The sequence below is a fragment of the Rhodococcus sp. NFXS4 genome (assembly GCF_058139645.1).
Genome location: NZ_CP192221.1, coordinates 4,317,237 through 4,340,821, shown reverse-complemented (window position 1 = coordinate 4,340,821; position 23,585 = coordinate 4,317,237). Strand labels below are relative to the sequence as shown.

21 protein-coding genes and 1 riboswitch are annotated in these 23,585 nt (G+C 70.1%); of the genes, 16 read left to right on the top strand and 5 right to left on the bottom strand.

Annotated elements, in window-relative coordinates:
* Entirely contained in the window at positions 1-1,212 is a 1,212-nt protein-coding gene (locus J4E04_RS20490) for an MFS transporter (protein WP_027506487.1), read from the top strand.
* On the opposite strand, the gene J4E04_RS20485 is transcribed toward J4E04_RS20490, so the two are convergent.
* Positions 1,195-2,493 (bottom strand): M1 family metallopeptidase, encoded by a 1,299-nt coding sequence (locus J4E04_RS20485; RefSeq protein ID WP_285187296.1) that lies wholly within the window; start codon positions 2,491-2,493, stop codon positions 1,195-1,197. The genes J4E04_RS20490 and J4E04_RS20485 overlap by 18 nt on opposite strands.
* The gene (locus tag J4E04_RS20480; protein ID WP_490149493.1) at positions 2,493-6,353 is read right to left on the bottom strand and encodes a Pls/PosA family non-ribosomal peptide synthetase; all 3,861 of its coding nucleotides are present in this window, start codon (positions 6,351-6,353) and stop codon (positions 2,493-2,495) included. Before J4E04_RS20480 ends, J4E04_RS20485 begins: the two co-directional genes overlap by 1 nt.
* 163 nt (positions 6,354-6,516) lie before the next feature.
* Positions 6,517-6,632, top strand: a riboswitch (SAM riboswitch).
* Positions 6,633-6,695: 63 nt separating this feature from the next.
* On the opposite strand from J4E04_RS20480, the gene J4E04_RS20475 reads away from it, so the two are divergent.
* Positions 6,696-7,949 carry an aminotransferase class V-fold PLP-dependent enzyme gene (locus tag J4E04_RS20475; protein ID WP_490149492.1) on the top strand — a complete coding sequence of 418 codons (1,254 nt, stop codon included), beginning with the start codon at positions 6,696-6,698 and terminating at the stop codon, positions 7,947-7,949.
* A 132-nt stretch (positions 7,950-8,081) separates the two neighbouring features.
* Positions 8,082-8,498 carry a hypothetical protein gene (locus tag J4E04_RS20470; protein ID WP_037186306.1) on the top strand — a complete coding sequence of 139 codons (417 nt, stop codon included), beginning with the start codon at positions 8,082-8,084 and terminating at the stop codon, positions 8,496-8,498.
* Positions 8,499-8,501: 3 nt separating this feature from the next.
* On the opposite strand, the gene J4E04_RS20465 is transcribed toward J4E04_RS20470, so the two are convergent.
* A complete protein-coding gene (locus J4E04_RS20465) occupies positions 8,502-8,993 on the bottom strand; it encodes a YbaK/EbsC family protein (RefSeq protein ID WP_027506483.1) in 492 nt (163 codons plus the stop codon).
* Positions 8,994-9,061: 68 nt separating this feature from the next.
* On the opposite strand from J4E04_RS20465, the gene J4E04_RS20460 reads away from it, so the two are divergent.
* Entirely contained in the window at positions 9,062-9,892 is an 831-nt protein-coding gene (locus J4E04_RS20460) for a crotonase/enoyl-CoA hydratase family protein (protein WP_027506482.1), read from the top strand.
* Positions 9,893-9,917: 25 nt separating this feature from the next.
* Here J4E04_RS20460 and J4E04_RS20455 read toward each other — a convergent pair whose 3' ends face one another.
* Both J4E04_RS20455 and J4E04_RS20450 read right to left on the bottom strand, forming a co-directional pair.
* On the bottom strand, positions 9,918-10,370 hold the full coding sequence (locus tag J4E04_RS20455) for a nitrogen regulation protein NR(II) (RefSeq protein ID WP_027506481.1): 453 nt from the start codon (positions 10,368-10,370) through the stop codon (positions 9,918-9,920).
* Positions 10,371-10,479: 109 nt separating this feature from the next.
* Positions 10,480-10,971 carry an inorganic diphosphatase gene (locus J4E04_RS20450; protein ID WP_027506480.1) on the bottom strand — a complete coding sequence of 164 codons (492 nt, stop codon included), beginning with the start codon at positions 10,969-10,971 and terminating at the stop codon, positions 10,480-10,482.
* 182 nt (positions 10,972-11,153) lie between these two features.
* Between J4E04_RS20450 and dacB the strand changes: the two genes are divergently transcribed.
* The 12 genes from dacB (at position 11,154) to J4E04_RS20390 (ending at position 23,481) form a co-directional block, all read left to right on the top strand.
* Positions 11,154-12,542: a D-alanyl-D-alanine carboxypeptidase/D-alanyl-D-alanine endopeptidase gene (gene dacB, locus J4E04_RS20445; RefSeq protein ID WP_490149491.1), complete on the top strand. Its 1,389-nt coding sequence runs from the start codon at positions 11,154-11,156 to the stop codon at positions 12,540-12,542.
* A 34-nt stretch (positions 12,543-12,576) separates the two neighbouring features.
* Positions 12,577-13,599 carry a zinc-dependent metalloprotease gene (locus tag J4E04_RS20440; protein WP_027506478.1) on the top strand — a complete coding sequence of 341 codons (1,023 nt, stop codon included), beginning with the start codon at positions 12,577-12,579 and terminating at the stop codon, positions 13,597-13,599.
* Between the two features lie 13 nt (positions 13,600-13,612).
* Positions 13,613-14,608, top strand: coding sequence for a tRNA lysidine(34) synthetase TilS (gene tilS, locus J4E04_RS20435; RefSeq protein ID WP_285187300.1), 996 nt, complete (start codon positions 13,613-13,615; stop codon positions 14,606-14,608).
* Positions 14,609-14,618: 10 nt separating this feature from the next.
* Positions 14,619-15,173 (top strand): hypoxanthine phosphoribosyltransferase, encoded by a 555-nt coding sequence (gene hpt / locus J4E04_RS20430; RefSeq protein WP_027506476.1) that lies wholly within the window; start codon positions 14,619-14,621, stop codon positions 15,171-15,173.
* A 4-nt stretch (positions 15,174-15,177) separates the two neighbouring features.
* Positions 15,178-16,524, top strand: coding sequence for an amidase (locus tag J4E04_RS20425; RefSeq protein WP_490149490.1), 1,347 nt, complete (start codon positions 15,178-15,180; stop codon positions 16,522-16,524).
* Between the two features lie 204 nt (positions 16,525-16,728).
* Complete coding sequence (gene ftsH, locus J4E04_RS20420; RefSeq protein ID WP_490149489.1) at positions 16,729-19,392, top strand: ATP-dependent zinc metalloprotease FtsH; 2,664 nt, start codon at positions 16,729-16,731, stop codon at positions 19,390-19,392.
* 104 nt (positions 19,393-19,496) lie between these two features.
* The gene (gene folE, locus J4E04_RS20415) at positions 19,497-20,123 is read left to right on the top strand and encodes a GTP cyclohydrolase I FolE (RefSeq protein WP_027506473.1); all 627 of its coding nucleotides are present in this window, start codon (positions 19,497-19,499) and stop codon (positions 20,121-20,123) included.
* A 45-nt stretch (positions 20,124-20,168) separates the two neighbouring features.
* Positions 20,169-20,996: a dihydropteroate synthase gene (folP, locus tag J4E04_RS20410; RefSeq protein ID WP_490150585.1), complete on the top strand. Its 828-nt coding sequence runs from the start codon at positions 20,169-20,171 to the stop codon at positions 20,994-20,996.
* Positions 20,993-21,358, top strand: a complete 366-nt coding sequence (folB, locus tag J4E04_RS20405; protein WP_328810809.1) for a dihydroneopterin aldolase — start codon at positions 20,993-20,995, stop codon at positions 21,356-21,358. The genes folP and folB overlap by 4 nt, the downstream gene beginning before the upstream one ends.
* Positions 21,355-21,882: a 2-amino-4-hydroxy-6-hydroxymethyldihydropteridine diphosphokinase gene (gene folK, locus J4E04_RS20400; RefSeq protein ID WP_027506470.1), complete on the top strand. Its 528-nt coding sequence runs from the start codon at positions 21,355-21,357 to the stop codon at positions 21,880-21,882. Before folB ends, folK begins: the two co-directional genes overlap by 4 nt.
* Positions 21,879-22,346 carry a DUF3180 domain-containing protein gene (locus tag J4E04_RS20395; protein WP_490149488.1) on the top strand — a complete coding sequence of 156 codons (468 nt, stop codon included), beginning with the start codon at positions 21,879-21,881 and terminating at the stop codon, positions 22,344-22,346. Before folK ends, J4E04_RS20395 begins: the two co-directional genes overlap by 4 nt.
* A gap of 79 nt (positions 22,347-22,425) precedes the next feature.
* The gene (locus J4E04_RS20390) at positions 22,426-23,481 is read left to right on the top strand and encodes a DUF6779 domain-containing protein (protein WP_490149487.1); all 1,056 of its coding nucleotides are present in this window, start codon (positions 22,426-22,428) and stop codon (positions 23,479-23,481) included.
* The last annotated feature ends 104 nt before the right edge of the window (positions 23,482-23,585 follow it).

Genomic DNA, 23,585 nt, shown 5'->3' with positions numbered 1-23,585 from the left:
ATGACCGTTCTCGACCGCACGACCACCACCCGCACCTGGCTGCCCGTGGCGCTCGGCATGCTCGCCGTCGCCTGGGGCGGCAACGAATTCACGCCGCTCCTCGTGATGTACCGCGAGGGTCACGGCTTCTCACCCGTCGTCGTCGACGTGTTCCTCTTCGCCTACGTCGTCGGCATCGTGCCGGCCCTGCTGATCGGGGGCCCGCTCTCGGATCGCTACGGACGGCGGCCGCTCATGGTGCCCGCGCCGGCCGTCGCCGCCGCGGGATCTCTCGTCATCGCCCTCGGCGCGCACTCGGCCCCGATCCTCGCGACCGGCCGCGTGCTCAGCGGCATCGCGTTGGGGCTGGGTATGGCCGTCGGCGGCAGTTGGTTGAAGGAGCTGTCCGCGGACGGCTCGGGTGCCCGCCGTGCCGCCATGTCGCTCACGGGCGGATTCGCCACGGGCGCAGGGGTCGCCGGCGTGCTCGCGCAGTGGGCGCCGTGGCCCGAGGTGCTGCCGTACCTGGTGCACGTCGCGTTGGCAGCACTGGCCACCGTGGCCCTGCTCGGGGTGCCCGAGACGCGAGCGCGTGCGGTGGACGGCGCCTCGCTGCTGTCCGATCTGCGTATCCCGTCGGCAGGTCACCGTCGGTTCGTGTCCGTCGTTCTTCCCATGGCGCCGTGGGTCTTCGGCGCGGCCAGCGTCGCGTACGCAGTGCTGCCCGGTCTGATGGCCGACCACTCCGGCGCGTTCCCCATCGCGTTCTCCGCACTGCTCGGCGTGGTCGCGCTGTCGTCCGGCTTCGCCATCCAGGCCGTCGGCCGACGCATCGACACCGCGTCGAGTGCGCGCGCCGTCCTGGTCGCGCTGGGCATCATCGTCGTCGGCATGGTGCTGGTCTCGGTCGCCGCCGACGTGCTGACGATCCCGATGGCGCTGCTCGCCGCCGCGGTGCTCGGGTGCGGCTACGGCATGGCGATGGTGTCGGGCCTGCAGGAGGTGCAGCGCATCGCGGGACCGCGTGATCTGGCCGGACTCACCGCGGTGTTCTACTCGGTGACCTATCTCGGCTTCGCGGTGCCGGCGATCCTGGCGCTGCTCGTGCAGGAGTTCCCCGACGCGATCACCTACCCCGAACTGTTCACGGCCGGTGCGGTTCTCGCAGCGGTGTCATTGGTGCTCGTCGCGACGAGAACGCGGTCGCACCTGCCGTCAGGGCAGTCGGGGTAGCCGCTTCTTCTCGAGCCAGGACTCCCAGAACTCGTCGGTGCTGCCGTACTGCTTCGCCAACCCGACGAAGTCCGACGTCGCCACGGTGGCGTGGCGGAAGGTCGTGGTCCACTCGCGGATCAGATCGAAGAACGCCGCGTTGCCGATGGTGCGCCGAAGTGCGTGCAGGGCAAGGGCTCCGCGCTTGTACACGCGGTCGTCGAACATGTCCTCCGGTCCTGGATCTCCCAGCACGATGTCCTGCGGCAGGGACGACAGGCGGCTGTGTGCGCGGGTGGCCTCCTGGTGCGCGGACGGTCCGCCCGAGCTCTCCGACCAGATCCACTCGGAGTAGCAGGCGAAGCCCTCGTGCAACCAGATGTCGCTCCACCGCGCGATGGTGAGGCTGTTGCCGAACCACTGGTGCGCCAGTTCGTGGGCGACGAGTCGCTCGTACTCGCGGTCGCCGTCACAGTGATTGGCGCCGAAGATTGACAGCGTCTGTGCCTCGACGGGGATCTCCAACTCGTCGTCGGTGACGACGACGGAGTACGACTCGAACGGATAGGGGCCGAACGACTCGACGAACGTCTCCATCATCTGCTGCTGACGGCCGAAGTCGTGATCGAAGTTCTGGCGCAGATGCGCCGGCAGGATCGCGTCGATCGGCACGGGAGAGTCGCTGACCCGGTGTTTCTCGTACTGGCCGATCTGCACGGTCGCGAGGTACGAAGCCATCGGTTCGGGCTGGTCGTACACCCAGGTGGTGCGCGAGGACTTCACGTACTTCCGCGTCAGTGTGCCGTTCGAGACGACGTGGTACGGGGAATCGGCAGTGATCGAGATGGTGTACGCCGCTTTGGAACTGGGATGGTCGTCGCACGGGAACCACGATGCGGCGCCGTTGGGTTGGCTCGCGACGAGGGCGCCGTCGGTGAGCTCCTCCCACCCGACCTCACCCCACACGCTGCGAATCGGTGCGGGGTTGCCGCTGTAGGCGACGGTGGCCGTGAAGGAGGCGCCCTCGTCGATGGCACGCTGCAGCGTGACCGTCAGCTTGCCGCCCCGATGGGTGAACCGGACACCGCGCATTCCGGCGACACTCACCTTGGACGGGGTGAGGGCCGGACCCATGTCGAGTGAGAACTTGGTGATCGACCGGGTGGCCACCGCATGCACGACGGCCTTGCCGGACAGGCGGTTCGACTGCACCTTGTACTCGAGGTCGAGGGCGTATCGCTCGACCGAGTACCCGCGGTTGCCGTTCTGCGGCAGGTACGGGTCGATGGGAGAGTCCGGCATCACTTCTCGGTCCAGGGTGCGATGGGGTTGCCCTGCCACCGGCTCGACTCGGGGACGGTGTCGCCGCGCATGACCAGCGAGGCCGGTCCGACCGTGGCACCTGCCCCGATTCCCGCTGCGGGCAGTGCGACGCAATGCGGGCCCAGCGTGGCTCCCGCCCCCAAACTCACCGTGTCCATGCTCATGATCCGATCATGGAACAGATGTGTCTGCACGACGCACCCTCTGTTGACGGTGGCACCGTCGCCGAGGGTGATGAGGTCGGCCTCCGGCAGCCAGTAGGTCTCACACCAGACTCCCTTCCCGATGTGGGCGCCGAGCCAGCGCAGCCACAGGTTCAGCACCGGGGTTCCCTCGGCGGCGCGGGCGAACCACGGGGCGGCGACGACCTCGACGAACGTGTCGGCCACTTCGTTGCGCCACACGAACGAACTCCACAGCGGGTGCTCCACCGCACCGATGCGGCCGACGAGCGACCACTTGGCGACGGCGGAGATTCCGGCCGCGACGGCGCCGGCGATCAGCAACACGGCGCCGCTGAGCAGGGCGGCGGCCCAGTAGCCCAGCGTTCCGGCGATCCAGGTCAGGGCGGCGAGCACGCCGAACCCGATGCCGAACGACACGACGACGGGCACGAGTCGACAGGTCTCGACCACGGCGCGGGCGATCTTGAGTCGCCGCGGCGGGTCGAAGGTGCGGGTGGTGTCGGACGAGTTGGGCGCTCGGCGCAGGCGCACCGGCGGGCTGCCGAGCCACGACGATCCCGACTTCGCCTTGGCGGGTGCGGCCGACAGCACGGCGACGAGGCCGTTCTTCGGCACGCGTCGACCCGCGGCCGCCATGCCGGAGTTGCCGAGGAACGCACGCTTGCCCACCTTGGCCTCGCCGAGCAGCATCCAGCCGCCGCCGAGCTCGTAGCTGGCGATCATGGTGTCGTCCGCCAGGAACGCACCGTCGCCGACTGTCGTGAACTTCGGGACCATCAGGACCGTCGACGCCTCCACGTCCTTGCCGATGGTCGCGCCGAGCAGCCGGAGCCATCCCGGAGTGAGCAGACTCGCGTAGAGCGGGAAGAGGAACGTACGGGCCGAGTCCATCAGGCGTTCGGTGGCCCACACCTGCCAGCCGATGCGACTGCGTACCGCGTGGTGGCCGGGAATCAGCCCGATCGACAGCAACCGCACGGACACGAGCGTGACCGCTGCGAAGACGAGCAACGACACCGCGGTGGCGGGAGCGAGCAGCGCCAGCCCGAGGCCGATCGCACCGGGCAGTGTGGTCGCGTGCGCGACTCCGACAGCGACGAGGAGCAGGCCCGCGGCAATGGACAGGAGGGGAAGTCCCGACAGCAACAGCGACGTCACGCCGTAGACGGGCACCCAGCCGCGACCGCGCGGCGGCGCCTCGTCGGGCCACGGGTGCATCGCCTTGCCGACCTTCGCGGCGGGCGAGCCGGACCACTGCTGACCGGCCTTGACCTTGCCGGAGACGGCCGACCCCGCGGTGATCTCGGCGCGGCGGCCGATCCTGGCTCCGGGGAGCAGGGTCGACCGCGCACCCACCGTGGCGCCGGCGCCGACCTCGATCGAGCCGATGTGCACGACGTCGCCGTCGATCCAGTAGCCGGACAGATCGACCTCGGGCTCGAGCGAGCAGCCGTCACCGAGAGTCAGCATGCCGGTCACCGGAGGCAGGGTGTGCAGATCGACGTCGCGGCCGACCGTCGCACCGAGTGCGCGGGCGTAGTAGACCATCCACGGCGCGCCCGACAGGTTCGAGGCACCGCTGGCGTCGGTCAACCGGTTGGCGGTCCACAGCCGGAGGTGCACGCTGCCGCCGCGCGGATGGGCGCCCTCCGTGACGCCGCGCATGAGGAGCCGTGATCCGGCGACGGAGATCGCCATCCGGCCCACGGGCGTCACGAACAGCAGGAACCCGAGCGCGAGCCACCACCAGGACACCGTCGGCAGCCAGGGGCGGGGAGCGAACCAGCTGAACGTGTTCGCCATGATGCCGAGCCAGGTCACCCACTGCAGCCCGGTCAGCGTCGTCAGCGGCAGGGTCGCGAGGACCTGCACCACCTGGGCCGTCCGGGGTGTGGGGACGACGATGCGCTTCTCGGTCACCGGCGGGGGGACGAGCGAGTCGAGCAACGCGACGAGCGAGCCGAGTCGCGGATGGTCGTAGAGCTGAGCGACCGTGATCTCGGGGAAACGCTCGCGCAATCGAGTCACGAGCAGTGCGGCCGACAGCGATCCGCCACCGGCAGCGAAGAAGTCCGCGTCCAGGGATCCGATCTCGGCGCCCAGCACGTCGCTCCACAGCTCGGCCACCCATCCGGCGGTCCCGGCGAGAGAGGTGTCGTCCGGACTCGAACCACGCTTGGGCAGCGGCCACGGCAGAGCCGCGCGGTCGACCTTGCCGGAGGTGCGGGTGGGCAGTTCGTCGACGAGTGCGAGACGCGGAACCATAGCGGCGGGAAGCTGTTCCGCGAGGAGCTCGCGCGCGCGGACGAGGTCGAAGTCCGGGTCGGTGCTGGCGAGATAGCCCACCAGCACGGGTGTTCCGGAGCCGGTGGTCCGCACTGCGGCGGCTGCGCCGCTCACGCCGGGGAGGGCCTGCAGGGCGTTGTCCACCTCACCGAGCTCGATGCGGCGCCCGCCGACCTTCACCTGATCGTCGGCGCGGCCCTGGAAGAGCAGCCCCTCGAGCTCGAGCCGCACGAGATCGCCGCTGCGGTAGGCGCGGTCCCATCCGAGAGTCGCCATGGGAGCGTACTTCTCGGCGTCCTTCACCGGATCGAGGTAACGCGCGAGGCCGACGCCACCGATGACGAGCTCACCCACCTCGCCCACCGCGACCGGCTCCTCGTCCGGGCCCACGACGGCGAGGTCCCATCCGTCGAGCGGCAGCCCGATGCGCACCGGTCCGACACCGTCCATGAGAGCGGCGCAGGCGACGACGGTAGCCTCGGTGGGGCCGTACGTGTTCCAGACCTCGCGGCCCGGAACAGCGAGTCGCTCAGCGAGATCCGGCGGACAGGCCTCGCCGCCGAAGATGAGCAACCGGACGTCCTCGAGCGCTTCGCGAGGCCACAGCGCCGCCAGTGTCGGCACCGTCGACACCACGCTGATGTCACGTGCGACGAGCCAGGGGCCGAGGTCCATGCCACTGCGCACGAGGGAGCGAGGCGCGGGAACGAGGCACGCGCCACTGCGCCAGGCGAGCCACATCTCCTCGCACGACGCGTCGAACGCCACGGAGAGCCCCGCCAGCACTCGATCGCCCGGGCCCATGGGTCGGTCCTGCAGGAACAGTCGTGCCTCGGCGTCCACGAACGCCGCCGCGTTGCGATTGCTCACCGCGACGCCCTTGGGCTTGCCGGTCGAGCCCGAGGTGAAGATGACCCAGGCGTCGTCGTCGGGTGTGGGATGGCCGACCGCGCGCCCGGTCCCCGCGGTGTCGGTTCGGGTGACGCCGCCGTCCGCGATGATCGCGGTGACGCCGGCCTCCGAGAACACCAGCTCGGCCCGCTCGTCCGGGTCGTCGACGTCCACCGGGACGTAGGCCGCACCGGCGGCGATGACCGACAGGATGGCCGCGTAGAGCGAGTAACTGCCCGACGGCATGCGGACCCCGACGCGATCGCCGGCGCAGACGCCGTGTCGGGACAGCCACCGAGCGCCCTCGTCGATGTTGTCGAGCAGTTCGCTGTAACTGATGGTGGTGTCGCCGTCGTCGATGGCCGGCGCATCAGGGAATGCCCGCGCGGTGTCCTCGAGGATGTCGACGAGGGTGCGCACCGGGGCCGCCACGGAGGAACGGAGGTAGGCCTCGGGAACACGGGTCTGCAGTGACAAGACGAACGGCCTCTCGCATCGAACAGGGACGACGGAACGCTGGCGGGTGTGACGACACGTTATTGCACGCCCAGTTTGCGGGTTGGTGAACAACTCCGCCGACCCGGCGCGCGTGCGGCGAACCGGTTGACAACTCGGGCGACCGTTTGCCATCCTGCTTCCAGGTCACGAGTACCAGCATCAAGCCCCGGCTCGCTGGTCGGCAACCCTCCTCCGCGGTGGGGTGCTCCGGGTGACGACCTGGCCGCGCTCCGACGACGGAGGCGGCAAGCGCGGATCGACGCCTCTCGTCAGATCGCGGCCCTCGTGCCGTGCGTCGATCCCTCGACGGAGGGATTCATCATGACCACAGTTCTGCAGCGCCCCATCGCATCCGTGCACGGCCGCGACCAGCAGGTGACGTGTGCCGACGGCCGCACCACTCGCAGCATCGATCTCGACTACGCGGCCAGCGCTCCCGCGCTCGACGCGGTGGTCGAGCGAGTACGAGAGGTGTTGCCGCACTGCGCGAGTGTGCACCGCGGCGCCGGCCACAAGTCGCAGGTCTGCACCCGGGAGTACGAGTCCGCCCGGAACACGGTGCACCGCTTCTGCGGCGCGGATCCCGACGACGTGGTCGTGTTCACGCGGAACACCACCGACGCGCTGAATCTCCTGGCGGGCTGCGTTCCCGGGGACACGGTGGTGCTGGACATCGAGCATCACGCGAATCTGCTGCCGTGGCGGAACCGCCGGGTGGTGCGATCGGCGGACTCGGTCGAGGAGACTCTGATTCGGCTCGGCGACGAACTCGCGTCGAGACCTGCTGCGCTGCTTGCCGTCACGGGTGCCTCCAACGTGACGGGCGAGGTCCTGCCCCTCGATCGACTCGCGGATCTGGCGCACCGACACGGTGCCCGCATCCTCGTCGACGGGGCGCAACTCGTTCCGCACCGCGCCGTGGACATCACCGCGGCGGGCATCGACTACCTGGCTTTCAGTGGTCACAAGCTGTACGCGCCCTTCGGAGCGGGAGTGCTCGTGGGACGGCGTGACTGGCTCGATGTGGCCGAGCCGTACCTCGCTGGCGGTGGAGCCACCCGGCACGTGTCCGTCCTCGGTGCGTCGGTCGACATCGACTGGGCGCCGTCCCCGGCGCGGCACGAGGCCGGCACACCCAATCTCCTCGGCGCCGTCGCGATCGCCGCGGCGTGCGACGAGATCGGCGCGATCGGCCACGGTGCCATCGCCACTCACGATCAGGAGTGCACGGACGCCCTGCTCGGCGGGCTCACCGCTCTGGCCGGTGTGTCGGTCCTCCGCCTGTGGAGCGACTCCGCCGACATCGTCGGCATCGTGTCCTTCACCGTCGACGGTGTCGACGCGGGTGCACTCGCCACCACACTGGCCGACGATCACGGCATCGCGGTGCGGGCCGGGAAGTTCTGCGCCCACCCCCTCCTCTCGCGGGTAGGCGCGGCCGACGGTGCCGTGCGGGCGAGCATCGGGCTGGGGACCACCGCCGACGATGTCGACCGGTTCGTGGAGGCGGTGCGTGTGACGTGCCTCTCACTGCGGGATCGCGTCACCACCGGATCGTTAGCATCAGCATCATGACGAGGAGCAGGTTGTGGGGTCGACGACACGTCGACCTCTGCCGTGCGACCTCGAGCGCCTGTCCGGTCCGGTGATCGTGCGACTCACTTCACCTCACAGCCACCGCTGCACCCACGACTGACTGGACAACTCATGACCACGGTGTCTTCCGACTCCCTCGTCTTCCTCGACGGCGTCTCCGGTACCTCCCCGGACGTCGTCCGGTTCTCCGCCGCCGATCTCTCCGAGGCCCAGAGCCGCTACGCGACCCTCAAGGCCGAGCACCCCGGTGCTCGTGTCGTGGTGGACATCGACGTGCACATCGCCGCCGACGCCCGGACCGCCCGCCGCGAGGTGCTGGCGTCGGACAGCAAGCCTCGCCCCGGCACGCTGCAGTACGTCGGGACCGCGTCGGGTCTCGCAGGCCTTGTCGCCGACATCGTGACGGTCGACGTGGCGGACGGCGTGACCCTGCGTCCGGTGGTGGAGCAGACGCGGGAGTCCGTCGTCCGGGCGATCACCACCGAGGTGGTGCCCGCCCTGGAGGTTCGGCGTCTGCGCGCGTCCTGAGGCTCAGCCCTCGCGGGTCTCGGGGCCCATGTCCACAGCGAGCCCGGCGGTGATGCGCAGCAGTTCGGGGTAGGTCGTGCGGAAGAGGGTCGCGGGGTGACCCGCTGCAGCCCACAGCCGTTCGAAGCGTTCCAGCGCCGTGTCGACGAACGTCGGCAGATTCGTCGGGTGGCCCACGGGAGCGATCCCGCCCACCGGTTGCCCGGTGGCGTGTTCGACCACGTCGATCGGTGCGCGGGTCAGCGTGCCCTCGAGACGTCGACCGGTGGCATCGAGGTCCACGTTGTGTGCACCCGACACCAGCAGCAACACCGGGTCGTCGTCGAGCAGGAACACCAGCGACTTGCAGACGGCACCGAGCGGAACCCCGCTCACCGCCGCGGCCTGACGCGCCGTGTGCGTCGGCTCGGACTGCGTCACGATCACGCCGTGATGACCTCGGGCGATCAGAACGTCCGACACGTGTGCCGCAGCGGGATGGTGGATCCGCGTCATGGTCGCAGGATAGTCAGTCCACGCCGCCGGGACATCCGGTGAGCGGGAGCGCTGGCTATCCTGACCGGATGACACACACGGATGCGTGGAAAGCCTTCACGGTGACGACAGACGCCCATGTCGCGACGGTGACCCTCATCGGCCCGAACAAGGGCAATGCGATGGGTCCCGACTTCTGGTCGGAACTGCCTCTCGTCTTCTCCGCGCTCGACGCGGACCCCGAGGTACGCGCCATCGTGCTCGCCGGCTCGGGCCGCAACTTCAGCTACGGTCTCGACCTGCCCGCCATGGCAGGCGATTTCGGTGCGGTCATGGGGGACAAGGCACAGGCCGGTCCGCGCAGCACGTTCCACGACATGATCAAGCGCATGCAGGCGTCGATCAACGCGGTGGCCGACTGCCGCAAGCCCGTGGTGGCCGCCGTGCAGGGGTGGTGCATCGGCGGTGGGATCGATCTCATCTCGGCCGCCGACATCCGCTACGCCAGCGCGGACGCGAAGTTCAGTGTGCGCGAGGTGAAGGTCGCCATCGTGGCGGACATGGGGTCGTTCGCCCGTCTGCCCGCGATCATCGGCGACGGTCATCTTCGCGAACTCGCGTTGACCGGAAAAGACATCGACAGTGCCCGGGCGCAGCAGATCGGTCTGGTCAACGACGTGTTCGACGACGCGGAGGCCGTGCTCGCCGCAGCGCGTGCCACGGCCACCGAGATCGCGGCGAACCCGCCTCTCGTGGTGCACGGGATCAAGGCGGTTCTCGACCACGGTCGCGTTGCGGCAGTGGAGGATTCGCTGCGCTACGTCGCCGCGTGGAACGCAGCTTTCCTGCCGTCCGAGGATCTGACGGAGGCCATCACCTCGGTGTTCGAGAAGCGCCCCGCGTCGTTCCAGGGCAAGTAGTAGAGACCCTGGTGGAACGGCCCGATCAGCGGAAGGCGCTCTTCGGGTCGTTCCACAGCTGATCGGTGAAGTCCTCGAGGACGACGAGCACCACCGAGTCCTCAGCGCGGCGCAGGATCGACTTGCTCGCCCGGACCTGGAGGATGTCGCCCTTCGAGTCCGTCATGCGCCAGAGCGAGTCGGCGCGGGTGGCGACGGTGGTCAGGAACGTCTCGGCGATGTTGACTCCGAGCGGTTCGTTGGCCGGGAAGATGTCCTGCAGTGTGAGGGTCTCGTTCGACCGGGGGGACTCCTCGTCGAAGCCCATCAGTTCGTCGAAGGCCTCGTTGGCGAAGACGACCGTGCCGCCGGGCTCGACGGCGAGGACGGCCAACGGAATGCGGTCGAGCACGACGGTCACCGGCAGTGACGGGAACTGCGTCGTGGTCGAGACCGCCTCGGACGTGGGATTTCTCCGGTCGCTCACAGCGTCACTCATCGGTGGTACCGCACCCTTACGTCGTGGCTCGTTCGTCCTGACACGGCCCGGGGGACCGCGGATGCGATGCTATCAGCGGACAGCACCGCATCCGGGTTTCCGACGGTCTCTAGTGGTCGCCCTGGTTCTTCAGGCGCTCGACCGATGCCTCGAACTCCGCCTCGGCCTCGGCGCGGCCGACCCAGTTGGATCCGGTGACGTGCTTGTTCGGCTCGAGATCCTTGTAGTGCAGGAAGAAGTGCTCGATCGCGTCGAGCTCGAACTGCGAGACGTCCGAGAGATCCTGGATGTGGTCCCACCGCGGATCGCCCGCCGGGACGCACAGCACCTTGTCGTCGCCGCCGGCCTCGTCGACCATCTTGAACATCGCCACGGGGCGGGCCTCGACGAGGACACCGGGGAACACGGACTCCGGCAGCAGGACGAACGCGTCGAGCGGATCGCCGTCCTCACCGAGGGTGTTCTCGATGAAGCCGTAGTCCGCGGGGTAGCCCATCGCCGTGTAGAGGTAGCGGTCCAGGCGTACTCGCCCGGACTCGTGGTCGACCTCGTACTTGTTGCGCTGACCCTTGGGGATCTCGATGGTCACGTCGAACTTCACGTCCACTGTCCTTTGCTCGGTGGCCCGGCTACCTGCTCGGCGGCCACGTACTGTCGTGCAGTCGTCTGTCGGGCGCATCGAAGGACGCGCCGGTGGTCAGACAGTAACCGGCCGCGTCGATAGGGTGCGAGGAGAGGTGCATCGCCGGAGAACGGCCACGGACCCGCGAGTGGAGGAGAGACGTGAGCTCAGGGAAGCGGCCGTCCGGCACGCCGTTACGCACGCGCGTGCTGCTGATCGGAGCCTCGGTCGTGGTGCTCGTGCTGGCGATCGTCGGCGTCGCGCTGATCACCCCCACGCTCTCCGAGGACTCGACACCCGTGGCGACCTCACCCGAGCCGTCGCCCGTTCTGCCCGCCCCGCAGGTGGTTCCGGTCTCACCCGACGCGCCGAAACCGAGCCCGGCGGGCCTGGAGGCGGTGCTCGCCGCACCCCTGCGCAATCCCGATCTGGGCCGCTTCACCGGATCCGTCGCGGACGCGATCACCGGTGAGGTGCTGTGGAGCGCCGAAGCGGACACCCCCATGACGCCGGCGTCGACCACCAAGATCCTCACGGCCGCGGCCGCCATGATGGCGCTGCCCGCCGACCACCGCGTGACCACCAAGGTCGTGGCGGGCGACGCGGCCGGTCAGGTGGTACTCGTCGGTGACGGCGACCCCACGCTCACGGCGGAGCCGGTCGGGCGACCCGGGTTCTACGACGGGGGAGCCCGCATCGACGACCTCGCCGAACAGATCCGCAGGTCCGGCACGACCGTCACGTCCATCGCCGTGGACGGCGGCGCGTACTCGGGGCCGGAGCAGGCGCAGGGCTGGTTCCCCGGCGACGTGGCCGCCGGATACATCGCACCCATCGAACCGATCACCCTCGACGGGGGTCGCTCGGTGCCGACGGTCGACGAGTCGCCGCGCAGCGCCACTCCCGGTCTCGACGCCGGTAGGGCGTTGGCGCGTGCTCTCGGCCTGGACCCGGCCGTCGTGACGGACGGTCGCGCGCAGTCCGGTGCCGGATCCCTCGCGACGGTGCAGTCCGCGCCTCTGCGGCAGCGGCTCGGGCAGATGCTGGGGTTCTCGGACAACGTGCTCGCGGAGGCCGTCGGTCGCGAGATCGCCGAGGAGGTGGGCCGGCCCGCGTCGTTCGACGGGGCCACGGACGCCGTCCTGGAGACACTGCAGAAGAACGGCGTCGACGTCACCGGAGTCACGCTCGAGGACACCAGCGGACTCTCCGTCGACAATCTCATCCCTGCCCGGGTGCTGGGCGCGCTCGTCACCCGGGCCGCCGGGTCCGGCACCGAGAACCTGCGGCCGATGCTCGACTACCTGCCCGTCGCCGGTGCCACGGGCACGCTCGCCGCCCGCTACGCGTCGGGTGACCGCACGGCCGCGGGGTGGCTGCGCGCCAAGACGGGAACGCTCTCGACCGCCAGTGCGTTGGCCGGATACGTGACCGACGAGAGCGGCCGGGTGTTGACGTTCGCGTTGATGTCCAACGACAGGCCGCCCGAGGTCGGTCGTCCGGCCCTGGACGCACTCGCGTCGACGCTCCGCTCCTGCGGCTGCACCTGACCGGTCGATTTCGAGAGAGAACAGGGGTGAGGGCATGTCCGACACTGGTGTGATCGATTGGGGTCTGGCGGCCCGGACGGGTGCCCGGCTCGCACCACGGGGTCCGAAGACGTCGCGGTACACCGCGGACGCGGCGCTGCGCGAACTGGCCGACGCGTCGGTACGCGCCGAGGGCCCCGTGCGCGAGGTCACGGGCCTCGCCGACGGTCTGCCCGTCCCGGCGGCGCGCGTGCTCGATCGGCCGGAGTGGATCGCCGCCGCGTCCGAGTCGATGCGGCACCTGGTCAGTGATTCCGACGGCGACGACAGTTCGTTCCTCGGCGGCAAGCCCGGCGGCGTGCAGGCGGGCGCGATGCTGGCGTTCCTGTCGACGGCCATTCTCGGGCAGTACGACCCCTTCACCGGTCCGGACGGAACGCTGCTGCTCGTGGCACCCAACATCGTCTCCGTGGAGCGATCGCTTCGCCTGCGGCCCAGCGACTTCCGACTGTGGGTGTGTCTGCACGAGGTGACGCACCGCGTGCAGTTCTCGTCGTCGCCGTGGCTTGCGGGCTACATGAAGGACAACGTCACCACGCTGCAGGGCGGCGCGGACGAGCCCCTGGCCGACGTCGTGGGACGCCTCGCGGCGGCGGTGCGGTCCCGCGGGCAGGACGGCGGCGACGGCGGCATCATCGGTCTGCTCCGGGCGACGCAGGCACCCGCGCAGCAGGAGGCACTCGATCGTCTGCTGGTGCTCGGAACGCTGCTCGAAGGCCATGCCGACCACGTGATGGACGCGGTGGGTCCCGCGGTGGTGCCGTCGGTCTCGGCGATCCGCAAGGCCTTCGACGCCCGTCGCACGCGGAAGCAGAACCCGGTGCAGCGCGTGATCCGCGCGCTGCTCGGGATGGACGCGAAGATGGCGCAGTACGTCCGCGGCAAGGCGTTCGTCGACGCCGTCGTCGGCCAGGTCGGCATGGAGCGTTTCAACACCGTGTGGACCGACGCGGACACGTTGCCGCTGCTCTCCGAGATCGAGGCGCCGGAGAAGTGGACGCAGCGAGTTCTGGGATGACCGGCGTCCCGGCATGACCGGGGCACGCCCGATGCCGGAGGGCCCGCACCTGCTCACGGTGCGGCGGGCGGTGCGCGCCTGGTTCGGGGAGCACTGCCCGGAGCGCGCCGTCGTCGTCGGGCTGTCGGGTGGTGCGGACTCGCTGGCGCTCACCGCCGCCTGTGTGGCCGAGGGCGCACAGGTGCACGCCGTGGTCGTCGACCACGCGCTGCAGGCGGGTTCGGCCGAGGTGGCGCACAGGGCCGCCGAGCAGGCACGAGACCTCGGGTGTTCCCGCGCCGAGGTGAGGACCGTGTCGGTGACCGGGGCGGGTGGACCCGAGGCCGCGGCCCGGCGCGCCCGGTACGCCGCTCTCGACGCGGTCCGCGGTGACCGCCCGATCCTGCTGGGCCACACGCTGGACGACCAGGCCGAGACCGTCCTGCTCGGACTCGGCCGCGGATCCGGGTCCCGATCGCTGCGGGGGATGGCGGCCTGGGACCCGCCGCGAGGTCGGCCGCTGTTGACCGTGCGCCGCGAGTCCACCGTCGGCGCGTGCGCCGAACTGGGTCTCGCCGCGTGGGACGACCCGCACAACCTCGACCCGTCCTTCGTTCGGGTCCGACTCCGCGGCGAGGTGCTCCCGCTGCTGGAGGACGTCCTGCACGGCGGTGTCGCCGCCGCGCTCGCGCGCACCGCCGACCAGCTGCGCGAGGACGGCGCCGTTCTCGACGCACTCGCCGCGGACATCGCCGTGTCCGCCCGCGTCGGCGACGCGCTGGAGGTGTCCGCCCTCGTGGAGGTACCGGGTGCACTCCGTCGGCGGGTGATCCGCGAGTGGCTGGCCGACTGTGGAGTGCCGTTGCGCAACGAGGCGCAGGTGCGCGCCGTGGACGATCTCGTCGGCGCGTGGCGCGGGCAGGGCGGCGTCGCGGTGGCCGGGGGCGGCCCGGTCGAGAGGTTGGTCGTCGAGAGACGACGTGGCAAGCTCGACCTGGTTCGGTGGACCGGCCGGGCCGCGAGCGAGTGAAGGGACACCCGTGTACGAGGGCGACATCGCATCGATCCTGATCTCCCGAGAGGAGATCGACAAGCGTATCGCCGAGCTGGCCGAGGAGATCGCCGCTCGCTATCCGGTGGGGGCTCCCGAGGGTGATCTGCTGCTCGTCGGAGTTCTCAAGGGCGCCATCATGTTCATGACGGATTTCGCACGCGCACTGCCGATCCCGAGCCAGCTCGAGTTCATGGCGGTCAGTTCGTACGGATCGTCCACGTCCTCGTCGGGCGTCGTCCGCATCCTGAAGGACCTCGACCGCGACATCCACGGCCGCCACGTCCTCATCGTGGAGGACATCATCGACTCCGGTCTGACGCTGTCGTGGTTGATGAAGAACCTCGCCACGCGCCAGCCCGCGTCGCTCGAGGTGGTCACCTTGCTCCGCAAGCCCGACGCGGTGAAGGTGGACGTCGACGTCGCGAACGTCGGCTTCGACATCCCGAACGAGTTCGTCGTGGGCTACGGCCTCGACTACGACGAGCGTTACCGCGACCTTCCCTACATCGGACTGCTGGAACCCCGGGTCTACGGAGGCTGATCGAATGTCGCGCGAACAGGTCGGCCCCACCGCCACGTCCATCGCGGACGACGTCCGGAACGGGCGGGTCCAACCTGCCGCGGTAGCCCGAGAAGCATTGGACCGCATCGCCGCTGGGAACGACGACCTGCACGCGTTCGTCGTGGTGCGTCCCGACGAGGTGCTCCGGGAAGCAGACGCGGTCGCCGTCCGAGCGGATCTGCGCGCCCTGCCGCTCGCCGGCGTCCCGGTGGCGATCAAGGACAACGTCCCGGTGACGGGCTACCCGATGCGCAACGGTTCGCTCGCGACGTCCGACACGCCCGCCGCCGCGGATCACCCGGTGGTCGCTCGCCTGCGCGGCGCGGGCGCCGTGGTCGTCGGTCTCACCTCGGTTCCCGAGCTGTGCCTGTGGGGCGCGACGGACGGTGCCGACGGCATCGCCCGCAATCCGTGGAACCGTGACCTCACCCCGGGCGGATCGTCCGGTGGCGCCGCCGCCGCGGTCGCCTCGGGCATGGTGCCCGTCGCCCACGGCAACGACGGCATGGGGTCCATCCGGATCCCCGCCGCGAACTGCGGACTGGTCGGCATCAAGCCGGGGCTCGGCCTCGTCCCGTCCGAACTGGGCAACGGCTCGTGGTTCGGCATGTCGGAGAACGGTCCGTTGACCACGACCGTCGCCGACGCGGCGCTCCTGCTCTCGGTCATGGCGGACGATCCGGATCTCGCCTACGTCGACGCTCCCGAGACCACGCGCATCGGGGTCGCCGTGGAGTCGCCGTCGCCCGTCGTGCGAGTGGATCCCCACTTCCGGCAGGCCGCACTCGACGTCGCCAGGGAGCTCGAGCGGATCGGGCACCGCACCAGCACGGCAGCGCTGCCCTACCCTGCCAGTCCACTCGGGCAGCTCGCCCGCTGGACGGCCGGCGGAGCCGCGGACGCCGCCGGGCTCGACGTGTCGGCGCTGCAGAAGCGAACCCGTCGCCACATCGCGGTGGGTCGGCGAGCGGCACGGTTCGTGCGGCCGTCGCAGACCGAGACGCTCACGCGACGCATGCGCTCGTACTTCGAGAGTGTCGACGTGGTGCTGACGCCGGCACTCGCCGCGCCGCCGATCCGTGCGGACCGGTGGAGCGAGCGCGGGTGGGCAGCCAACATGGCGGCCAACATTCGCTACGCACCCTTCGCGGCACCGTGGAACTTGCTGGGGTGGCCGGCCGTGAGTGTGCCCGCGGGACTCCATCCCGAGTCGAGGACTCCGCTGGCCGTGCAGCTGGCGGGACCTCCCGGGTCCGAGCGTCGACTGCTGGCGCTCGCGGCACAGATCGAACAGCATCGGCCCTGGCCACGCACCGCGGCCGACCGGTAACACTCGTCACGCGCAGCTGGGCGCGGGAACCTCACCGCGTGTCGGCGCGTTGACCGAGATGTGCGCGCCGCCCGGCCGTCCGCATCCGCGGTAACCTGGCTTGTCCGGTGCGCAACCGGCAACGATCGAGAACTGCTGCCGGCCGACCGACGCGAACCATGACCACCTGCCTGTGAGTCCGACTGCCATCGAGGGCGACGCTGTATGAACCGCAAGACTTTGTTCCGCAACCTGGCGATAGTCGCCGGCATCCTGTTGGTGATCTTCGCCTTCAGCTACTTCGGCGACGACACGCGGGGGTGGAAGAGTGTCGACACGTCGGTCGCCGTCGCGCAGCTCGACGACCAGAACGTGCAGACCGCGCAGATCGACGACCGTGAGCAGCAGGTTCGTCTGACGCTGAAGAGCGGCAACGACGCCACCGGCAACGAGACGCAGATCATCTCGCAGTACCCGGACGCCGCGTCGCAGCAGATCTTCGACAAGGTCGCCGCGTCGGGTGCCGAGAGCTACGACACCGAGGTGACGCAGGACAGCTGGTTCACGTCGATCCTGGTGTTCCTGCTCCCCATGATCATCCTGCTGGGCATCTTCATCTTCGTGATGTCGCGCATGCAGGGCGGCGGGCGTGGCGGTGTCATGGGCTTCGGCAAGTCCAAGGCCAAGCAGCTCACCAAGGACATGCCGAAGACGACGTTCGCGGACGTGGCAGGCGCGAACGAAGCGGTCGAAGAGCTGTACGAGATCAAGGACTTCCTGCAGAACCCGGCCCGCTACCAGGCACTCGGCGCGAAGATCCCCCGCGGCGTGCTGCTGTACGGCCCTCCCGGAACCGGCAAGACGCTGCTCGCCCGCGCCGTCGCCGGTGAGGCCGGCGTGCCGTTCTTCACCATCTCCGGTTCCGACTTCGTCGAGATGTTCGTCGGCGTCGGTGCCTCACGTGTGCGCGACCTGTTCGAGCAGGCCAAGCAGAACAGCCCCTGCATCATCTTCGTCGACGAGATCGACGCCGTCGGTCGCCAGCGCGGGGCCGGTCTGGGCGGCGGACACGACGAGCGCGAGCAGACGCTCAACCAGCTGCTCGTCGAGATGGACGGCTTCGGTGAGCGCACCGGCGTCATCCTCATCGCCGCGACCAACCGCCCCGACATCCTCGATCCCGCCCTGCTGCGCCCGGGCCGTTTCGACAGGCAGATCCCGGTCGGCGCCCCCGACCTCGCAGGACGCCGCGCGATTCTCGCGGTGCACTCGAAGGGCAAGCCGATCGCGCAGGACGCCGACCTCGAAGGTCTGGCCAAGCGCACCGTCGGCATGTCGGGCGCGGATCTCGCGAACGTCATCAACGAGGCCGCACTGCTCACGGCGCGGGAGAACGGCACCGTGGTCACCGAGGCCGCCCTCGAGGAGTCGGTGGACCGCGTCATCGGCGGACCTCGACGCAAGAGCCGCATCATCAGCGAGCACGAGCGCAAGATCACCGCGTACCACGAGGGTGGTCACACCCTCGCCGCGTGGGCGATGCCCGACATCGAGCCGATCTACAAGGTCACCATCCTCGCCCGCGGCCGCACCGGTGGTCACGCGATGACGGTGCCGGAGGACGACAAGGGCCTGATGACGCGCTCCGAGATGATCGCGCGCCTCGTCATGGCGATGGGCGGCCGCGCTGCCGAGGAGCTCGTCTTCCACGAGCCGACCACGGGAGCGTCGTCCGACATCGACCAGGCGACCAAGATCGCTCGCGCCATGGTCACCGAGTACGGCATGAGCAGCAAGCTCGGCGCCGTCCGGTACGGCCAGGAGCAGGGCGATCCGTTCCTGGGCCGCTCGATGGGCGTCCAGTCCGACTACTCGCACGAGGTCGCCCGGGAGATCGACGGGGAGGTGCGCAACCTCATCGAGGCCGCGCACACCGAGGCGTGGGCCATCCTGAACGACTACCGCGACGTCCTCGACATCCTGGCCACCGAGCTGCTCGAGCGCGAGACACTCACGCGCAAGGATCTGGAGAAGATCTTCACCGGCGTCGAGAAGCGTCCCCGCATCACCGCGTTCAACGACTTCGGTGATCGAGTTCCGTCGTCCAAGCCCCCGGTGAAGACGCCGCGCGAGCTCGCGACCGAGCGCGGGGAGCCGTGGCCCCCCGTCTCGATCGTCAAGGAGCCGAGCTACGCCGGCCAGGCCCAGAACGGTCAGGCACAGAACGGCCAGAACGGCCACGCCCAGAACGGGCACGGTCAGAACGGTCACGGTCAGAACGGGCAGGGCCAGAACGGGTCGACCCCGAACGGTCAGGGTGGCGCACATCGCGGCGGCCGTTCCGGCTCCTCGATGCCCGACTACGGCGCACCGGCCGGCTGGTCCGCACCGGGATGGCCTCCTCGCGAGAACGAGGCACCTCGGTACCCGGAGCCGCAGGGTTACGGCCAGCCGCAGGGCTACGGCCAGCCGCAGGGCTATGGCCAGCCGCAGGGCTACGGCCAGCCCCAGGGTTACGGGCAGCCTCAGGGTCAGGGTGACCCGCAGGGCTACCAGGGTCCGCGTGGGTACCAGGAACCGCGCGGGTACGACGAGCCCCAGCCCTACCAGGAACCGCAGCCATACCAGGAACCCCAGCCCTATCAGGAGCCGCAGCCCTATCGGGAACCGCAGGCCTACCGGGAACCGCAGCCCTATCAGGAGCCGTACCAGGATCCGCAGCCGTACGGGCAGTACCCCGGTTCGGGTGTGGGGGAGCCGGCTCAGCCCGAGCCGCGTTACCGCAACCCGCAGAACCCGGAGGGGCAGTACCAGCCTCCGCGTGACGAGGCCGAGGATCCCCAGCTGCCGCCGAACACCCAGCGGTGGGAGGGCCCGGACGCGCGCTAGAGTCGCTCGTCCGACCCTCTCGTCCGTGCGGCCGCACCCGCCCGCACATCACTCCGGCTGCTCTGATCCATCGGCAGCGCGTCCGTCAGCGAAGGGACCCTCCCGTGTCCGTCAACCAAGCCGATCAGTCGATCGACGAGCCCGTGTCCGTGGTGTCCGGTCGGACGTTCGATCAGGAGCGCGCCGAGGCGGCCGTTCGCGAGCTGCTGCTCGCGGTGGGTGAGGACCCCGAGCGCGAGGGGCTGAAGGACACGCCCGCTCGAGTGGCGCGTGCATACAGGGAGATGTTCGGCGGACTGTTCGTCGATCCTGACGAGGTGCTGGGAACGACATTCGACGAGGCGCACCGCGAGCTCGTCCTCGTGCGGGACATCCCGATGTACTCGACGTGCGAGCACCACCTGGTGTCCTTCCACGGCGTCGCGCACGTCGGCTACATCCCGGGCAAGTCGGGCCGGGTGACGGGCCTGTCGAAGCTGGCGCGGGTCGTCGACCTGTACGCGAAGCGGCCGCAGGTGCAGGAGCGTCTCACCTCGCAGGTCGCCGACGCGATGATGCGCAAGCTCGAACCGCGCGGAGTCATCGTGGTGATGGAGGCCGAGCACCTCTGCATGGCGATGCGGGGAATCCGTAAGCCGGGCGCCAGCACAACCACCTCCGCCGTGCGCGGTGTGTTCCAGTCCAGCGCGGTGTCCCGGTCCGAGGCGCTGGATCTCATCCTTCGCAAATAGGCGCCGCTCGTGTTCACGCTTTCGCACGCGGACGGGCCCGTGGTGATGGGCGTCGTCAACGTCACGGCCGACTCGTTCTCGGACGGCGGCCGTTACCTGGACGTCGACGCCGCGGTGCGGCACGGCCTCGAACTGCACGCCGCGGGTGTCGACATCGTCGATGTGGGGGGCGAGTCGACACGTCCGGGAGCCGACCGCGTCGACCCGTCCGTCGAGGCGGAGCGCGTCGCACCGGTGATCGCGGAGCTGGTCGCCCACGGCGTGTGCGTCAGCGTCGACACGATGCGGGCATCCGTGGCGACTGCGGCGATCGGTGCGGGCGTGTCCATCGTCAACGACGTCTCCGGTGGCCGCGCCGATCCCGACATGGCGGGTGTCGTCGCCGATGCCGGTGTCGCCTGGGTGCTCATGCACTGGCGTTCCACCGTCGACTGGACCCACCGACCCGGTGCCGCCGAGGAGCACGACTACGGCGACATCGTCGAGGACGTGCGCAGCGGACTGCTCCGTCAGGTCGACGCGGCCGTTGCCGCCGGGGTGGACAGTTCCCGCATCGTCCTCGATCCGGGGCTCGGCTTCGCCAAGAACGCGGAGCACAATTGGGCGTTGCTCCGCCGACTCGATCGTCTCGTCGACACGGGCATTCCCGTGCTGGTGGGTGCGTCCCGCAAACGATTCCTCGGCACTCTGCTCGCCCGCGACGGGCAGCCTCGCCCTCCGCACGGCCGCGACGCTGCGACGGCCGCGATCTCGGTGCTGTCCGCCGTGGCGGGCGTCTGGGGGGTGCGCGTCCACGACGCCGTCGGCACTCTCGACGCTCTCGCCGTGCACCGGCAGTGGCACGGCCCGACCGAACCGAAAGGCACGACATGACCGATCGCATCGAGCTGCGCGGATTGACCGTTCGCGGCAATCACGGTGTCTTCGACCACGAGAAGCGCGACGGGCAGGACTTCCTCGTCGACCTCGTCGTCCACATGGATCTTGCCCCGGCCGCGGCATCGGACGACCTGACGAAGACGGCGCACTACGGCGAGTTGGCCGAGGCCGCCGCCGCGGTCGTCGCGGGGCCGAGTCGCGATCTCATCGAGACGGTCGCGAGCGAGATCGCCGACGGTGTCCTGACGGATCCGCGCGTGGAACGCGTCGAGGTCACCCTGCACAAGCCGTCGGCTCCGATCCCCCTGACCTTCACGGACGTGGCCGTCGTGGTGAGCCGATCGAGGTCTGCGTGACCCGCGCGGTGCTCTCGATCGGGAGCAACATCGGGGACAGCGAACAGCAGTTGCGGGCCGTGGTCGAGGGTCTCGGTGACGCCGTCGTCGCAGTGTCGACCGTGTTCGCCACCGCCCCGTGGGGCGGCATCGACCAGCAGGACTTCCTCAACGCCGTCGTGATCGTGGACGACGAGAACACCGACTGCCGGGGCTGGTTGCGACGGGGACAGCAACTGGAGACGGCCGCTCACCGCGAGCGGGTGCAGCGCTGGGGACCGCGGACCGTCGACGTGGACATCGTCGTGTGCGACGACGTCGTCAGCGACGACCCCGAGCTGATTCTTCCGCACCCACTGGCGCACGAGCGCGCCTTCGTCCTCGCACCGTGGCTGGACGCCGATCCCGACGCCGTGCTGCGTGGCCGATCGGTGCGCGACCTGCTGGCCGAGCTGCCGGAGTCCGAACGTGCCGGTGTGCGTCGCACCGAGACACGGCTGTGGGACCCGGTGCGCTGCGGGCGGGCCGGCGGTGACTCCACGTGAGCCCGACGCGCGTGCGCGACCTCGTCGCGCTCGCGGCGTTCGCCGTGGTGGCCACCTGGATCATTGCCTCCTCGTTCTACGGGTCTGTTCCGCCGATCTCGACGTTCGCCGGAGCGTCGCTGTATCCGGTGGCGGTCGTCCTCGTGGTCGTGGGTCTGCTGGTGCGGTCCCGATTGCGCACCCGGAGGATCGGCCCCGGGCCCGGCCAGCTGCATCCGATCACGGTCGCGCGCGCCGTCGCGCTGGCGAAGGCCGCGGCCCTCGTCGGTGCAGCGGCGGCGGGAGTGTGGGCCGGTCTGCTGATCCATCTGCTGCCCCTGCGGTCCTCGGTGCGCGCGGCGTCGGAGGACACGCCGGGAGCGCTGATCGGCCTCGTCGCCGGGATCGTCGCCGTGGCCGCTGCCCTGTGGCTCGAGCACTGCTGCCGGACACCGGACGACGGAGCCGACGAGCCCGCCCACTGACCCGATCGCGGCCGTCCTCGGACACCCTGTCCGTGCATGGTGAAGTGCGACAGCCGCCCGAGCCGTTACCCTGGGATTCATGACGGACACCGGCAGGAGCAAGGCGAACCGTCGCACGAAACGCGGCGGCAACCACACGGCTCTCGCCGGTCTGGTTCTGCTGGGCGTGGTGGCCAGCGTTCTGATGATCCTCAGCGACAGCGTTCCGCTGCTGCGCGTGGGCATCGTGGCAGCGCTGTGGGCCGCCGTTCTCGGCGCGTTCGCGATGACGAAGTACCGCCGCGACGCCGCGGTGGATCAGATGAAGGCGCGCGATCTGCAGACCGTCTACGAGCTCCAGCTGGAGCGGGAGATCGCCGCGCGCCGCGAGTACGAGCTCGGCGTCGAGTCGCGGGTGCGCGCCGAGATCGGTGCCGACGGAGACGAGATGCGTGCTCTCCGAGCCGAACTCGCGTCGCTGCGCCGCAGCCTCGAGATGCTGTTCGACGGCGAGTTGCCGGACGACCGCGCTGCCATCGCCGGCGAGGCGATGCGGATGCGGGAGCTGGCCGAGCGCTCCTACAGCGGCTACGAGCCGGCGCCGTCCGGTCTGTACGTTCCCGGATCGCGCACCCGCCCGCCGAGCTTCGCCCCCGATCCGACCTACTCCCGGCCCGGATTCGCCACTCCCTTCGACGACCCGGTCACGGCGGAGACATCGGTCATCGGCGGCGAGTTCGATCACGACGGCACCTTCCATCCGGCACCCGCACCGCAGTCGCCGCGCACCCCCGAGTGGAACCCGTCGAGTCACCGCGCCGACAGCATTCCCGTCGCCCCCGAGCCGGAACCCCTTCCCGAGCCGGAACCCGAGCCCGAGCCGGAACCGCTGCCGGAACCCGATCCGCTGCCGACCCTGGACGTCGAGCCCGAACCCGAGCCGGAAGAGCCCGAGCTTCCGGAACCCGCGCCCGTCGCACCCGTGCAGTCGGGCGGTCGACGACGCGCTGCGGATCCGGACGACGAGTCCGACGCACCGGTCGACGCAGGATCGGGAGCACATTCGAGTGGGCGCTCCGTCGCGGACATCCTCGCGGGGATGGGCACCGCGGACGCGTCGACAGGATCGGGTCGCCGGCGCCGCCGTGCCGAGTAGTCGCCCCGCCGAGTGAGATCTGCGCCGCGGGTGTGACCGGCGTCGCATGGCGGTCGGTCGACGCCGGACACTAGTGTGGGCGTCGATGAGTCCGGTACCCGCCG